The following is a 14,665-nucleotide window of genomic DNA, read 5'->3' as shown; positions in this document are numbered from 1 at the left end:
CAGGTGCTCATCTCCAGGTGCTCATCGCCCTCCTCCCATGGTCTGTTCCGCCGGCATCTCCGAGCGACCCCGCCGGCCGTCCTTCGCGCTTCCGCGGCATCCGCCTCTTGCCCGCGGGTTCGACGGCGCCTACTGTGCAGCCACGCAGCGCCCGAGACGTCCGCGTCGGTGTTCCGACGGTCCTCGGGTGGATCGACGCCGTGGCACGGAGGCGGCAGAGCGCCCTCCGTCCCGCCGCTTCTCCGTCTCCCCCGCCCGAGTGGTCGGCCCCGGCATCCGCAGCCGGTTTCCTCGCGTGTGGACCGAGTACTGAATCGAGGCACCCATGAAAGCCCTCAGTGGAGCGCACCGGATCTGGTCCGGCGCCCGGAGCTTCCCCCAGGACCACCCCGCCCCGCCGACCGCTCCTCGGCTCCGGTCCGTCGGCGGGCGGATCGGCCTGGTCGCGCCGTCACGGAGCCCGGCTCCCAGGGAAGACGGAGTCGATGCGATCGAAGACAGGGACGCGGACGACGCCGACGGGCACGTCTGAGCACCGCCGATCGCCCGTCCAAAGGAAATTCGTCAGCCCGGCTTCTTGCTGTTATCACATATAGCGTCTTACTGTGTGATCGGCGTCGCAGTCGACGGGAGCCGGGCGGGCATCGAGCGGTACCGGCGGGCCCGGCAGCCGGTGTGATTCCGCCGATGGCGCCCGCCACCTGGCCGGCCTGCCGTCGGCCACGAGGCGCACAGCAGCCCGGCTCGACGTCGACAAGAAGATTCCCCCTCGGACCGAGCCGCCGATCCGGCCGCAACCCACCACACGAGGAACACAGGAGCAGCTCCGTGCGCATTGCCAACCTCTCCGGCCGCTTGGCCCTCATCGTGGACGGTCGCGCCGTCGACGTCGAGGAGGCCAGCGACGGCCGCTTCGCCGCGGACCCGCAGGCCGTCTACGAGCGGTGGGAGGAGTTCCGCCGGTGGGCGGCGCAGGCCCGCCTGCCCGAGGGCGTTCCCGTGGATCCCGCCCTCCTGGGCGCTCCCGCGCCCGCCCCGCGACAGATCGTCGCCGCCGGCCTGAACTACCGCGACCACGCGGCCGAATCCGGGTTCGCCCTGCCCGACACGATGCCGCCGGTCTTCACCAAGTTCGCCACCAGCGTCACCGGCCCCGTCACCGAGGTCGTCCTCCCGCCCGGCGGCCACACCGACTGGGAGATCGAACTCGTCGTCGTCATCGGCGTCCGCGCGCACCACGTCGCCGCGGAGACCGCCTGGGACCACGTCGCCGGGCTGACCGTGGGCCAGGACATCTCCGAGCGCATCACGCAACTCGAAGGGCCGTCCCCGCAGTTCAGCCTCGGCAAGTCCTTCCCGGGCTTCGCCCCCACCGGGCCCTGGCTGGTCACGCCGGACGCGTTCGACGACCCCGACGACCTGGGACTGCGCTGCACCGTGAACGGCGAGGAGGTCCAGAAGGGCCGCACTCGCGACCTGATCTTCTCCGTGCCCGAGCTGCTCGCCCGCCTGTCCTCGGTGATGCCCCTGCTGCCCGGCGACCTCGTGTTCACCGGCACCCCGGCCGGCGTCGGCCTGGGCCGTGACCCACAGCGCTGGCTCGCCCCCGGAGACGAGCTGGTCAGCACCATCGAGGGCATCGGCGAACTGCGCCAGCGCTTCGTCGCACAGACCTGACGTCCCGGCGGCCTCGTACTCACGAGGCCGTGCACAGCCACCCGCATGAACCGTCGAACACCGAAAGCGCGGGCACAGGACCGAACCACCGACCGTGAGGACCACCACGGCCGACGCCCGCGGATTCGATCGAGGAGGATCGGATGACCGCCACACCGAAGTTCGCCCACGTCGTGTTCCAGACCAGCAACCCCACCGGTATGCGGGACTGGTACTGCGCCGTCCTCGACGGGCACGTGGTGTTCCAGAACGACACCCTGTGTTTCATCACCTACGACGAGGAGCACCACCGCGTCGCCCTGCTCACCCCGCCGGTCCCCCTGGAGCGCAAGTCGCCCACGACGGCCGCGGCCCATCACGTCGCCTACACCTTCGACCACCTCGACGACCTCCTCGCCCGCTACGAGCTGCTGCGCGACAAGGGCGTCACCCCCGCGGTGTGCATCGCCCACGGCGTCACCACGTCGATGTACTACCAGGACCCGGACGGCGGTTTCGTCGAGATGCAGATCGACAACTTCGCCGACCCGGACGAGGCCACCGGCTACATGAAGGGGCCGGAGTACAGCGCCGACGCCGTCGGCCCCGCCTTCGACCCCGAGGCCATGCTCGACGCCCGCCGCTCCGGGGCGGGCGTCGAGGAACTGATCCACCGGTCCTGGGCCCTGAAGAGCGACCTGCCCGACCCGATGCTCGTCCTCACCGGGGCCGTCTGAGCACGGAACAGGCCGAGAAGTCGGACCAGGGGTGCCGGGACGGGACCGGCACCCCTTCGGCGCGTCGCTGCCCCGGGCACAGTCGCTCCACCCACCCACATCCACCCACATCCACTCACAGGGGAATCCTTGAGCACCTCCGGCCACCACGACGACGCCGACTGCTTCATGTGCGGCCTGGAACGGAACGAAGACGCCAACGTCGTTTTCCGTGACCCTCTTTGGTCAGGGGAAATGGTTCCCGGTTACGACGTGCCCGGCTGGTTCGTCCTGCGGGTCCGTCGGCACGCCGAGCGCATCACCGGGCTCGACGAGGACGAGCTGGCATCGTTCGGCCGCCGCGCGCGCGACCTGGTCGCGGCGATCACCGAGGCGACCGGTGCGCCCGCGACCTACCTGATGGCCTTCGGCGAGAACCATCCGCACTTCCACGCGCTCGTCACGGCTCGCGGTGAGGACGTCCCCGCGGGCCGACGCAGCGGAGACATCCTGCGGCTCCGGGCCGAGCGCACCGACCCGGAGGCCGCCGCCCGACTGGTGCCGGCGGTGCGCCGTGCCTACGCACTCCTCGCCGGCAACGGCGCGCACCCGCTCTCGGTCTGACCACCGAGAAGCACGTGAGGTCCCGGCCGTCGGACGGCCGGGACCTGCTCCGTTCAGGGCCGCCCCGGCCGCGAGGCAGGGCAGCCTCGGACAGGTCGCGGCCGGGGCGGGGTCATGGGCGGGTCCGGAGGACGCGCCGGTCGGTTCCGCCGGCCCGGCGGCTGTCCGGGACACGGGGCCGGCGGAAGCGGGGGCTCACCGTGCCGGAGCGTCCTGGGGGAGGTGGACAGGCGCCGCGGTGGCGGCGGCGACCTGTTCCGGAGTGACGCCGGGTGCCGTCTCCACCAGGACGAGTCCGCGGTCGGTGACGTCGAGGACGGCGAGGTCGGTGATGATCCGGTGGACGCAGGAGCGTCCGGTCAGCGGAAGGGTGCACTCGGGGACGATCTTCGGGCTGCCGTCCCTCGCGGTGTGCTCCATGAGGACGATGACGCGGCGGGCCCCGTGCACGAGGTCCATCGCCCCGCCCATGCCCTTCACCATCTTGCCGGGAATCATCCAGTTGGCGAGGTCGCCCGCCGAGGAGACCTGCATGGCACCGAGGACCGCGGTGTCGATGTGACCGCCGCGGATCATGCCGAAGGACAGCGCGGAGTCGAAGTAGCTCGCCCCCGGCAGTACCGTCACGGTCTCCTTGCCGGCGTTGATCAGGTCCGGGTCCACGGCGTCCTCGGACGGGTAGGGGCCGGTGCCCAGGATGCCGTTCTCCGACTGGAGGACCACGTGCACGCCCTCGGGCACGAAGCCGGGGACGAGGGTGGGCAGTCCGATGCCGAGATTGACGTAGTCGCCGTCTCTCAGTTCGGCCGCCGCCCGGGCGGCCGTCTCGTTCCTGGTCCAGGGCATCAGCCGGACACCGCCTCTCGTGTCGCGGGCACGGAGACCGTACGCCGTTCGATCTGTTTGTCGGCCGCCTGCCGGGGCGTGAGGGCCACGACGCGCTGCACGAACACGCCGGGCAGGTGGATCTCGTCCGGGCCGAGGACGCCGGGTTCGACCAGCTCTTCGACCTCGGCGACGGTCACGCGGCCGGCCATGGCGGCGAGGGGATTGAAGTTGCGGGCGGACTTGTCGAAGACGAGGTTGCCGTGCCGGTCCCCGCGTGCCGCCCGGACCAGGGCGAAGTCGCAGGTGATGGCCTCCTCCAGGACGAAGTCGCGGTCGCCGAAGGCGCGGGTCTCCTTGGCCGGCGAGGCGACGGCGACGCCGCCGCCGGAGTCGTGGCGCCAGGGGATGCCGCCGTCGGCGAGCGGGGTGCCCACGCCCGCGGGGGTGTAGAACGCGGGGATACCGCAGCCTCCGGCGCGCAGGCGTTCGGCGAGGGTGCCCTGGGGGACCAGTTCCACTTCGAGTTCACCGCTGAGGTACTGGCGGGCGAACTCCTTGTTCTCGCCGACGTACGAGCCGGTGACACGGGCGATGCGTCCGGCACCCAGCAGGATGCCGAGGCCGTGGTCGTCGGTGCCGCAGTTGTTGGAGACCACCCTCAGCCCGCCGGCACCCTGCGCGTGCAGGGCCGAGATGAGGGTGCTCGGGATGCCGCACAGGCCGAAACCGCCGACGGCGAGGGAGGCGCCGTCGCCTATGTCGGCCACGGCGTCGGCCGCGGAGGGCGATGTCTTGTCCATGAACGTCCTTGGGGGTCTTCGCGAGGTGCGTTTCGCGCGGGGCGGCTTGTGCGGGGTGCCTTGTGCGAGGCGCCTGTACGGGGCGCCTTGTACGGAGTTCCGCCGAGAGGCGTCCGGGCCCGTGGCAGCGGCAGCGGGCCCGGACGCCAGGCGGTGGCCCGGCTCGTGGCGCCGGGGCACGACGGCGGACGGCCTGTGCGGGGCCCGTACGCCGTGGTCGGTGGTGTTCTCCTGTAGAGGCTGCGCCCGTCCGGGCCGGGGCCCGCCGGTTCAGGTGGTCACCGCTCGCCGGCGGCCCTGAGCGGCTCGGGGACCGGGACCCGCTCGGCGGTCACGCCGGGGCGCCACAACTGTTCGCGCAGCTGCCCGACCAGCTCGCGCAGTCCCCGCGCGTCGGCGGCGGCGCCGAACAGGTAGAAGTCCGGCCGGACCAGGGCGGCGACGTGCCCCCGTTCGCGCAGGTGGGCCAGGTACCCGTCGGACGCGTCCAGGTAGCACCCGGGCGGGGCGTCCTCCGAGTACAGCGGCACGAGGCGCGCGCCGATGCCGGTGAGGAAGTCGCGGTCGGCGGCTTCCAGGGCGTCGAGCGGTCCCGACCCGTCCGTGAGGATCGTGAACCCACCGCCGGTGAGGTCGTCGAGCAGTGCGGTACGGCCCCGGTGGGTGACCTCGTACTGCGGGGTGAGGTGGCCGGTGTCCGGCGCCCGGCTGCCGTCGGGGCCGCGCTGGAGGACGCCGTCGCCCAGGACGGGAGGCGGGGCGGGCGGAAGTGCGTGCCGGGGATCGGCGCCGGCGGCGATCATGCGGGCGTCGCGGGCCGCCGCCTCCTCGGGGTCGAGGACGCAGATGACCCGGCCCAGGGCCATGGACATGCCGATGGCGTGCTGGACGTGCTCGCTGCGCTCGGAGGTGTAGGTGTCGAGGAGCGCGGGGTCGGCCCGGCCGTCGAGGACGAGGTCCAGCTTCCAGGCCAGGTTGACGGCGTCGCGCAGTCCGGAGCACATGCCCTGGCCGGCGAACGGCGGCATCTGGTGGGCGGCGTCACCGGCGAGGATCAGCCGGTCCTCGCGCCAGCGTTCCACCCAGCGGGCCTGGAAGGTGTAGACCGCGTGCCGCTCGATGGTGGTGTTCTCCGGAGTGCGCCCCCAGGGTTCCAGCAGGCGCCAGGCCGCGTCCGGCGTCCTGAGCTCCTCGACGCTCTCGTGCGGCAGCCGCATGAACTCCCAGCGGCGCCGGCCCGGGCCGCCCGAGACGATCGTGGTCGGCCGCCGCGGGTCGCACAGCTGCCAGTTCTTCGGCGACCATGCGGTCCGGTCGTGCGGGAGCGTGTCGACGACCAGCCAGTCGTAGAAGAAGCCGAGGTCGGTGACGGAGGTGGTCATGGTGGAGCGGACGAAGCTGTTGGCCCCGTCGGCACCGACGACGTAACGGGCCAGGACCTCAGCGCCGTCGTCCCCCTGGGTGGTCAACAGGACGGAGTCGTCGCCGGGTCGCAGACCGACGACCTCGCAGCCGCGGCGCACGGTGACCGTGGCCTGGTTCTCGGCGGCTCCGGCGAGGACGGCTTCCAACTGGGGCTGGCTGAAGAAGTTGGCGGTGGGCCAGCCGGAGGGGCCGTTGCCGGACCAGTCGATGCGTACCAGGGGTTCACCGGCCGCGTTGCGCCACTCGTAGTGGTCATGCACCGGATCGGTGACCGCGCGCACCTCCTCCCCCACTCCCCCGGCCTGGAAGATGCGGCCGATCTCGTGGTCGAAGTGCGCGGCGCGCGGCAGGGGGTAGGGATCGGGCCAGCGCTCCAGGGCGACGACGTCGTGTCCGGCCCGGCCCAGGAGCAGGGCCAGCATCTGGCCGACGGGACCGAAGCCGACGATCGCGACGTCGTGCACCTTCGGGGAATCGCCGTGCGTCTTCGGAGGACTACCGCTCACGGCTCTGCCTCGATTCGCTGTGGGTGCCCGTCATCAGGGCGGCGAGGTCCTCGGGGGCGAGGAAGGAGGGCGGGGGCGGCGGACCCCAGTTGAAGAGGCCCTTGGCTCCCTCCAGGACCTCCGGCGTCCACAGCTGGTCGTCGACGACGCAGTCCATGTCGGAGTAGTACTCGCTGAAGTTGCCGGCCGGGTCCTTGAGGTACCAGAAGAAGTTGGAGCCCGCGTGGTGGCGCCCCAGGCCCCAGACGTGCCGCTCGGGGTGGTCCTCCAGCATCGCGGCGGCGCCGCGGCCGACCTCGTCGATGTCGTCCACCTGCCAGGAGGAGTGGTGCAGGAAGGCGACCGGCGCGGCGAGGACCAGGATGTTGTGGTGGTCGGTGGAGCAGCGCAGGAACGCCCCGTGGCCCTTGATGTAGTCCGACGCCTTGAAGCCGAGGCCGTCGCGGAAGAACGCGGTCGTGGCGTCGAAGTCGGTCGTGCCGACGACCGCGTGGCCCAGCTTGCGCGGCCGCACCCGTTCGGTGCGCAGGACGCCGGGCGCCCGTGAGCCGGCGCGCTCGATCCGGCCGGGGCCGTTGTGGACGGGGGCCGCCACCGGGTCCTGGACCACGCGGGGGGCGATCTCCAGGACGGCCCGGACGGCGGTGGTCCTGTCGTACGCGGTGAGCGTCCCCGCCCGGAGGGTGCCCTCGACGCCGAGCCGTTCCAGGCGGGAGGCCGCCGCCGCGAGGTCGTCGGGCGTGTCGACGCCGACGCGGACCTCCACCAGGCGGCGGGTCGGCGCGTGGACGATGCGGAGCTGGCGTCCGGCGTCCCGGGTGGTGAACCAGCCGTCGCCGTCCGGGGTGAGGCCGAAGTCGGTGTAGTAGGCGGCGGTCTCGGTGACGTTGGGGACCCCCACGGTGATGGAGGCCAGACGGTGCAGTGCCATGGGAATTCTCGACTCCTTCGTCCGTCGGTCCGGTCGGTTCAGGCGACGAAGGTCTGCCGCAGTTCGCCGATGCCCTCGACGGAACTGACGAGCACGTCACCGGCGGCGAGGAAGCGCCGGGGGTCGCGTCCGATGCCGACGCCGGCCGGGGTGCCGGTGAAGACGACGTCTCCGGGCAGGAGCGGCAGTACCTCGGACAGCCGGGCGATCAGGGCGGGCACGGAGAAGATCAGGTCGCGGGTGCGCCCCTTCTGGACCTCCTCGCCGTTGACGGCACAGCGCAGTTCGAGGTCGTCGGGGTCGTCGAACTCGTCCGGCGTGACCAGCCAGGGTCCGATGGGAGCGAAGCCGGGGTGGGACTTACCCAAGCTGAACTGGGGAGCGGGTCCGGCCAGTTGGAGTACGCGCTCGGAGATGTCCTGTCCGACCGCGAGACCGGCGACGTGGCTCCAGGCGTCGGCCTCGTGGACGCCCTCGGCACGGCGGCCGATGACGGCGACCAGTTCGACCTCCCAGTCGGTGTCGCCGTCCGCCGGCAGCTTCACCTCGCTGACCGGTCCGGTGATGCTGGTGACGAACTTGGTGAAGACCGGAGGCAGCCCCTCGGGCGCCGCGAAACCGGATTCGGCGGCGTGGTCCCGGTAGTTCAGGCCGATCGCCAGCGTCTGCCGCGGCGCCGGTGCCGGGGAGCCCAGTTCGGCCGGGTCGAGCGCCGTTCCCGCGGGGAGGTCGGCGTCGGCGGCCCAGGACCGGAACTCCTCCCATCGCTCGTAGACGGCCTGCAGGTCGGCGGAGAAGCGGCCGCCGCTGGCCTTCTCGACGTCCACGGCGCGGCCGTCGACGACGAGGGCCAGGCGGCCGGAGAGGTTGGCGATGCGCATGTCGTGTCTCCCTGACAGGGAAGGGAGCGGAGCCCCGGCGCCTCTTCGGCGGGGACGGCCGCTCGGCCGCCGAAGGGATGGCGAGGGCGGCCCGTCGGCTTCGACGGGGTCTCACTCCTTCGTCAGCAATTCAGCATGATGATTACCCTGATATTGCGCCTGGGTATCCACAGCGTCAAGAGGTTCAGGCAAAATGAGCATGACGAATAGGGCGACCGAGGAGACGACGTGAGCGCCACCCCTGACAGAGCCCCGCGGCACGGGGCGCCGACGGCCTCTCCGGTCCGGGGCCGGGCCGGAGCCGAACCGCGCCGGGGCGGGCCCGTCGACGAGGGCCCGCCCTCGGCTCGCGGCGGCCGGGGCCTCGACGCCCCCCACCGGCAGACGCCCTCGGGCCGGGCCGAGCACGCGGCGGAGAAGGTCACGGAGCTGATCGAGAGTGTGCCGCCCGGATCGCGTCTGGGCACCAAGGAGACCCTGCGGACCTTGTGCGGGGTGTCCGTGGGGACGTTCAACGAAGCGCTGCGCCTCCTGCAGGCGCGCGGGCTGGTCACCGTGAAGCCCGGACCGGGCGGCGGCCTGTTCAGCGCCGAGCAGTCTCCCATGGTCCGCCTCGGCAACTCCGTCCTCGCCCTGGACGCGCGGGCGAATGACGTCGCCGACGCCGTGCGCATCCGCGACGCCCTCGACCCGCTCCTGATCGAGGACGCCCTCTGGCACGCCTCACCCGCCGACGTCGCGGGACTGCGTCGCCACATCACCGCCATGGAGCACGCCGTGGAGGCCTCGGATCCCGTGGCCTTCGTGCACGCCAACTGGCGCCTGCACGCCGCCATCGCCGCGATCAGCCCGAACGCGCTGCTCAGCTCGCTGTACACCCATCTGCTCGACCTGATCGAGAGCCACACGCTGACGGTGCTGCCCACCGACGAACAGCCGCTGGGCGAGTACGTCGCACACCGCCACGAACTACACCGCGACCTGGTCGACGCCCTGGACCGGAGGGACCGTGACGAGGCGCTCCGACTGATCCACGAACACAACACCGGCCTCCGGGCCGCCGGAGACCCCGACGCGGGGCACTGACGGATTCGCGAGCCGGGTGGAGCGGTCCACGGACGTGGACCGGGACCCCTCGACCGGTGCGGGCTCCTGGGTCCCACCGGGGCGTGCGCCTGTCGAACCAGCGCGTGATGGACATGGGCGCGTCGTCCAGCACCCGTTCCCAGGCTCCAGTGGCCCGTACCTGGAAGAACCCACCGATCGCGGTCCAGGAACCGGCGAGGTCCTGAACGGACCACGTCCACAGTGACTGGCAGTCGGGATGGGCGATGCCGGTGCGCCGCCTGACGAAGTCGGTGAACCGGGTGACGCGGGGCGTGCGGTCCGGATCGGGGGCCGGCCGCCAGACCGGCTCCGTGGTCGTCGCGGTCGGCGGGACCACCTGGTGCCACATGACCGGCCACCACTACCTCGGCCCGGTCCCCGGCGAACAGCCGGTGTACGCACTCCTGCTGACCGCCGGCGCGCTGCCCACCCGGGCCGGCGCCCCAGGGCATCCGACTGCCGGCCAGGACTCGTCCGGCCGATCACGGGCGGAGCCGGACGACGAGAGCTGCGGTGGTGGAGGTGCCCGGGTGGACGTGGCCGCGCCTGTCGCTTGTCGTAGCGGGTGGCCACCGCCAGGTCACACCAGGGGACACCGGCCCCGTACCCGGTATGGAATCCCGTCGATCGCCTTCGGCTGGTCGTCCTCACCGATCCGCAGGGCCGAGCAACCCGACGTGCTCGGCCGGACGAGTCCTAGTCGGGGATCCCCGGCATACCCCACCAGGCGTTTCTCTCCTGGACGTGGGCTCTCGGACATGCCCTCCGCCATGTCGTGACGGCCGGGGGGCGGCCCGGGCGGCCGAAGAGGAGCCGCTTCCCTCGCAGGCGCAGGCGCAGTTTCGCCGAGTCGACGACGTTGTCGCGGATGACGAGCACCCGAACCACCTGGTGGGGTTCGTGTTCGGTGGTCCGTCCGCCGGCCTGCCGGAGGCGGAGCTTGGCACGGCCGTCGGGCTCCCCGACGACGATCCGCGCCTCGACCAGGCGCCGCCGGTCCCACACCCGGTACGCCGTCTCCGCGAGCACGTAGGCCACAGCCGCGCAGGCCGCCCGGGTGGCGTCGGTATACGCCCACAGCACCAGGACGAAGAGGCCGGCACAACCGGCCGTCACCGCCGTGCGCCGCAGCCGTGAAACACTCCACGTCCTCTTGTCCGCCGCGTCCCAGAGCAGGTCCTCACTGATGGCCATTCCGCCATCATGGGTTCCGCCCGGCGCCCTGAGAAGCCTCACGAACCAAGCCGGGTTCCGGCACGATCCGATACCAAGGCGGATCCTGAACTCGGCTACCTGAAAAGGACGTTCGGCGGTTTGCGTTGTGCCCAACAAGTCCAAGCAACCTCGAGCCGTGACGACCCGCCATGACAAGCGCGGCTACGTCCGCCCCCGCACGGCAACCGCCACATCCCACTTCATCGTGGACTGTGGCGGTCACTCGGATCAACGTTTCGTCCCCTGCCCGTGGGGGGAGTTTCCGGCTTCTCGGAGCAGCGTGGCAGGCTCGTGCCCCATGATCGATGAATTCGCGAAAGCCCACCTGCACGGAAGGCTGCGGCGGGACCGTGAGGCGCTGCTCTGGAAACTCGACGGCTTGTCCGCGTACGACGCCCGCCGGCCCCTGACGGCGACCGGGACCAATCTCCTCGGTCTGGTCAAACACGTGGCCACCGTCGAAGCCAGGTACTTCGGCGAAGTCTTCGGCCGTCCTTCCCCCGAACCGCTGCCCCGGTGGCAGGACTCCGACGGCGGCGACCTGTGGGCGACCGAGAACGAAACCCCCGATGAGATCGCCGAGTTCTACCGGCGCACATGGGAACACTCGGACACGACGATCGACGAACTCACCCCCGACACCCCCGGCCACGTGCCGTGGTGGCCGGAACCTCACGCCGACACGAACCTGTTCGCCGTCATGGTCCACGTCCTCGGCGAGACCACCCGGCACACCGGACACGCCGACATCCTGCGCGAAGGACTCGACGGCCGAACCGGATTGCGCCCCGAACAGGAGAGGCAGATCGACGAGGAAGCCCGCGCGACCCACCGCGCGAAGATCGAACAGGCCGCCAGATCGGCCACCGTGACGTGATGAAGGACAAGGGTGCGCGTTTTCTCGCCATCCCCCGCCGAACGGTCCCCGGAAGAGGCGTTTCGCGTCCCGGTCACGCCCCGTCCGGAGCGAAGAAGGCGGAGAGCGCCGTCGCGACCGCCTTGGCGTCGTTCTCCATCGGGATGTGGCCCGCGTTCGGGACGCGGACGAGTTCGGTGTGGGGCATCTCCTCGGCGAAGCGCTCGGCGTACGCGATGCCCTGGAAGCCGTCGTCCTCTCCCCACACCAGCAGCTTCGGCGTCTCCGAGGCTCGGAGCGCCGGAACCAGGTCGAGGGTGTAGCGGCTGTCGGCCGCGCCGGCCAGTGCCATCCAGGAACGGCCGACGCGGCGGCTGCGCCAGGGGGCGAGGTACTCGGATATCTCCTCCTCGGCGGCCGACCGGCCCAGCGCGGCGGTGACCGCCGTGCGTCGGGCGGCGAGCAGTTCCTCGACGCTCGTGGCGGCCACCACCTCGGGGTCGCGGAACCGCTCCACGCCCGGCACCGGCCACGAGTCGTAGGTCACCGAGTTGACCAGGGCCAGCCGGGCCACCTCGGTGTCCCCGCCGACCGCGAGGTGCTGGGCTACGGCCCCGCCGATGTCGTGGCCCGCCACCCGCAGCGGCTCGTCGGCGCCCACGGCGGCGGCGAAGCGCCGTACCCAGGCAGCGAGCGCCGGTACGGCGGCTGATTCGGCGTCCAGTTCGCCGGCCGACCGGCCGAGGCCGGGCAGGTCGACGGCGAGGGGCCGCAGCCCCGCCGCCGCCAGGTCCGCCAGGACCGGCAGCCACACCCGGCTCCAGTAGGTCCCGTGCAGCAGCAGGACGGGCGGGCGGTCCGCGAGGCCGTCCACCCCGGCGACGGTGAGGTAACTGGCGGGCAGGCCGTCCACATCGACGGACGTGCGGGTGATGGTTGCAGACGACATGTCGCCTCCGGACTCGTGTCCTGAACGTTGGAGGTCACGACCTTCCTGGCCTGAATGTGTCCTCGTCAAATATCGTTGTCGGCATGGAGGCATGGGCCCTTCGGCATAGCTGCTGGTGAGCGGCCGGAGCGCAGGAGAGGCGGGGAAGATGCGGCTGTCGCACTTGCGGGTCCTGCTGGCCGTCGCCGAGCACGGGGGGTTCACCGCCGCGGCGGAGCGGACCGGGATGTCTCAGCCACACGTCAGCCGGTCGATCGCGGCGCTGGAGGCCGATCTGGGCGCGGCGCTGCTGGTGCGGCGCCGCGAGGGCGTCGCCCTCACCGAGGCCGGGCAGCGGGCCGTCTCCCGGGCCCGGGAGACGATCCGGCACTTCGATCTGATCCGCCCGGACGTGGCGGCCGCGGCCGGGCAGGTGGCGGGGCCCCTGCGGCTCGCGAGCCTGCCGAGCGCCACCGGGACGCTGATCGCTCCCTGGCTGCGCACGTTCGGTGACCGTTACCCCCAGGTCGGCGTGCGTCTGCTGGAGGGCTACAGCCCGGAGATACGCGCCTGGCTGGAGAACGGGGCCGCGGAGATAGGCGTGGTGATCCTGCCGGAACCCGGGATGCACACCGTGCCGCTGACGGCGGACAGGATGGTCGCGCTGCTGCCGCGCGGGCACGTGCTCGCCGCGACGGAGACGGTCGCCGTACGGGAACTGGCGCGCGAGCCGTTCGTCCTGACGACCGGCGGGTGCCGGCCGGTCATCCTGGACGGCGTGCGCCGGGCCGGTGCCTCCCTCGACGTCGCCTACGAGGCCGGCGAACTGTCGACCATCATCGCGATGGTGGACACGGGCCTGGGAGTCAGCATCGTGCCCACCCTGGGCCTGCCCGCGGACCTCGGCGACGTCGTCACCCGCTCCCTGGACGCGCCGATCTCTAGGCACCTCGCCCTGGCCGTCCCCTCCCTCGACACCTGCGCTCCGGCCGCCCGGGCGTTCCTGGACCACGTCCTCGTCTCGTGAGGTGCGGTCACGGTGCCGGAACTCCGGTCGCCGCGAGCGTCTGAGGGGCGTAGCAGTCGCATCCCAGGACGGTGGCGGGCGCGGACTTCCGTGCCGGAACCTCGATCAGCGCCGTCATGCTGTCGGTCTCCTTGACGCTGCGCCATTCCCGGCCGCCACCGCCGAGCAGGACGTCGGTGTCCGAGCCCTTCTTGAACCGCACCGTGCCGGTCGCCCCCGTGCCCGAGACGTCGTACTCCCGGACGTAGGTGCAGGCGACCAGGGAGCCGCCGTGCGCCAGGCGGAACACGGGGAGGTCCTCTCCCGTCGTCCGGTAGGACCACGTGCGTTCCAGGTTCTTGTTCGCCCAGCCGTTGAGGTGCCGGACGAGATCGCTGGTGAACGCGCCCTGTGTGAAGCGGGCGTCCTCCGTCCTGCCGTGCGGAGGGGAGAAGCTCAGGAGGTCGGCGAAGCCGTCGCACACGGCACGGTCCGCCGTCGCCGTCGCCGTCGGTGACGACGGCGTGGTGCCGGACGGTCCTCGCTCCAGCTCGGGAAGCTGCTTCGGCCGCAGGCGGACGGTCTTGTCGTCCTGGCTCGCGGAGGCCGTCGGCGCCGCGTTCGAGGGCGACGACGACGCGTCCGAGGGCGACGCGAAGGGCTCCGTCAGGGCCCACGTCTCCGCCGTGGCCTTCCAGGGTTCCCCGGCCTTGGCCCGCGTGAAGTAGAAGAGCAGGGAGGACCGGTCGTCCTCGTTCCCCTTCCGCTTGCTCAGGACCGCGAAGGAGCGGGGGTACGGGCGGTCCGGGTCCACGGCCGGGATCAGGAACCGGGGCCGCGCGAAATGGGTCGCCGTGTCCGTGGTCCCCGCCTTGCGGTGGATGGCGTACGCGGCCAGCGACTCCTTCAGGAGGACTCCGGCCTGCACCTTCCCGATGGCCGAGCCGTCGAGGGAGGCGTCGGCGGCCGCGTTCACGCGGTCGTACTCCTCGAAGACCTTCTCGGCCTCGGCGGACGGGACGACGGGTGCCGACACGGGGGTGGTCCGTGCGGTCCCGTCGCTGCGCGGAGGTTCCGCTTCCGAGGTGCAACCCGCCGTCAGCCCCGCGAGGAGGGCCAGCCCTCCGGCCACCGACCGCCGCACCCCATGACTTCTCACCACGTTCACACTCCCCCGTACGCTCCA

At 72.0% G+C, this 14,665-nt stretch carries 14 protein-coding genes; 6 read left to right on the top strand and 8 right to left on the bottom strand.

Annotated features, from left to right (window positions below; translation table 11 throughout):
* Positions 1 to 828: 828 nt before the first annotated feature.
* From ACIQVI_RS04185 to ACIQVI_RS04175, 3 genes are all read left to right on the top strand, one after another.
* The gene (locus ACIQVI_RS04185; protein ID WP_403590797.1) at positions 829 to 1,677 is read left to right on the top strand and encodes a fumarylacetoacetate hydrolase family protein; all 849 of its coding nucleotides are present in this window, start codon (positions 829 to 831) and stop codon (positions 1,675 to 1,677) included.
* Positions 1,678 to 1,820: 143 nt separating this feature from the next.
* On the top strand, positions 1,821 to 2,393 hold the full coding sequence (locus ACIQVI_RS04180) for a VOC family protein (RefSeq protein WP_403590794.1): 573 nt from the start codon (positions 1,821 to 1,823) through the stop codon (positions 2,391 to 2,393).
* A 129-nt stretch (positions 2,394 to 2,522) separates the two neighbouring features.
* Entirely contained in the window at positions 2,523 to 2,996 is a 474-nt protein-coding gene (locus ACIQVI_RS04175) for a hypothetical protein (RefSeq protein WP_403590791.1), read from the top strand.
* 195 nt (positions 2,997 to 3,191) lie between these two features.
* On the opposite strand, the gene ACIQVI_RS04170 is transcribed toward ACIQVI_RS04175, so the two are convergent.
* The 5 genes from ACIQVI_RS04170 to ACIQVI_RS04150 all read right to left on the bottom strand — a co-directional run bounded on the left by ACIQVI_RS04170 (position 3,192) and on the right by ACIQVI_RS04150 (position 8,367).
* A complete protein-coding gene (locus ACIQVI_RS04170; protein WP_403590788.1) occupies positions 3,192 to 3,842 on the bottom strand; it encodes a CoA transferase subunit B in 651 nt (216 codons plus the stop codon).
* Positions 3,842 to 4,624 (bottom strand): CoA transferase subunit A, encoded by a 783-nt coding sequence (locus ACIQVI_RS04165; protein WP_403590785.1) that lies wholly within the window; start codon positions 4,622 to 4,624, stop codon positions 3,842 to 3,844. Before ACIQVI_RS04165 ends, ACIQVI_RS04170 begins: the two co-directional genes overlap by 1 nt.
* A gap of 278 nt (positions 4,625 to 4,902) precedes the next feature.
* Positions 4,903 to 6,555 carry a bifunctional 3-(3-hydroxy-phenyl)propionate/3-hydroxycinnamic acid hydroxylase gene (locus ACIQVI_RS04160; protein WP_403590782.1) on the bottom strand — a complete coding sequence of 551 codons (1,653 nt, stop codon included), beginning with the start codon at positions 6,553 to 6,555 and terminating at the stop codon, positions 4,903 to 4,905.
* Complete coding sequence (locus ACIQVI_RS04155; protein WP_403590779.1) at positions 6,545 to 7,486, bottom strand: VOC family protein; 942 nt, start codon at positions 7,484 to 7,486, stop codon at positions 6,545 to 6,547. Before ACIQVI_RS04155 ends, ACIQVI_RS04160 begins: the two co-directional genes overlap by 11 nt.
* A 38-nt stretch (positions 7,487 to 7,524) precedes the next feature.
* Positions 7,525 to 8,367, bottom strand: a complete 843-nt coding sequence (locus tag ACIQVI_RS04150) for a fumarylacetoacetate hydrolase family protein (RefSeq protein WP_403590776.1) — start codon at positions 8,365 to 8,367, stop codon at positions 7,525 to 7,527.
* A 228-nt stretch (positions 8,368 to 8,595) separates the two neighbouring features.
* Between ACIQVI_RS04150 and ACIQVI_RS04145 the strand changes: the two genes are divergently transcribed.
* Positions 8,596 to 9,453, top strand: a complete 858-nt coding sequence (locus ACIQVI_RS04145) for a FadR/GntR family transcriptional regulator (protein WP_403590773.1) — start codon at positions 8,596 to 8,598, stop codon at positions 9,451 to 9,453.
* A 717-nt stretch (positions 9,454 to 10,170) separates the two neighbouring features.
* Here ACIQVI_RS04145 and ACIQVI_RS04140 read toward each other — a convergent pair.
* Positions 10,171 to 10,668, bottom strand: a complete 498-nt coding sequence (locus tag ACIQVI_RS04140) for a hypothetical protein (protein ID WP_403590770.1) — start codon at positions 10,666 to 10,668, stop codon at positions 10,171 to 10,173.
* A 319-nt stretch (positions 10,669 to 10,987) separates the two neighbouring features.
* Here ACIQVI_RS04140 and ACIQVI_RS04135 point away from each other — a divergent pair, with 319 nt between their 5' ends.
* Positions 10,988 to 11,566, top strand: coding sequence for a DinB family protein (locus ACIQVI_RS04135; RefSeq protein WP_403592247.1), 579 nt, complete (start codon positions 10,988 to 10,990; stop codon positions 11,564 to 11,566).
* A gap of 73 nt (positions 11,567 to 11,639) precedes the next feature.
* Here the strand turns inward: ACIQVI_RS04135 and ACIQVI_RS04130 are convergent, their stop codons facing one another.
* Positions 11,640 to 12,494, bottom strand: coding sequence for an alpha/beta fold hydrolase (locus ACIQVI_RS04130; RefSeq protein ID WP_403590767.1), 855 nt, complete (start codon positions 12,492 to 12,494; stop codon positions 11,640 to 11,642).
* Positions 12,495 to 12,642: 148 nt separating this feature from the next.
* Between ACIQVI_RS04130 and ACIQVI_RS04125 the strand changes: the two genes are divergently transcribed.
* Entirely contained in the window at positions 12,643 to 13,500 is an 858-nt protein-coding gene (locus ACIQVI_RS04125) for a LysR family transcriptional regulator (protein ID WP_403590764.1), read from the top strand.
* Positions 13,501 to 13,507: 7 nt separating this feature from the next.
* Here the strand turns inward: ACIQVI_RS04125 and ACIQVI_RS04120 are convergent, their stop codons facing one another.
* Complete coding sequence (locus ACIQVI_RS04120; protein ID WP_403590761.1) at positions 13,508 to 14,515, bottom strand: hypothetical protein; 1,008 nt, start codon at positions 14,513 to 14,515, stop codon at positions 13,508 to 13,510.
* Positions 14,516 to 14,665: the final 150 nt, after the last annotated feature.

It is taken from the genome of Streptomyces sp. NPDC098101 (assembly GCF_044760185.1).
GTDB lineage: Bacteria > Actinomycetota > Actinomycetes > Streptomycetales > Streptomycetaceae > Streptomyces.
This window is presented reverse-complemented; position numbering and strand designations above follow the sequence as displayed.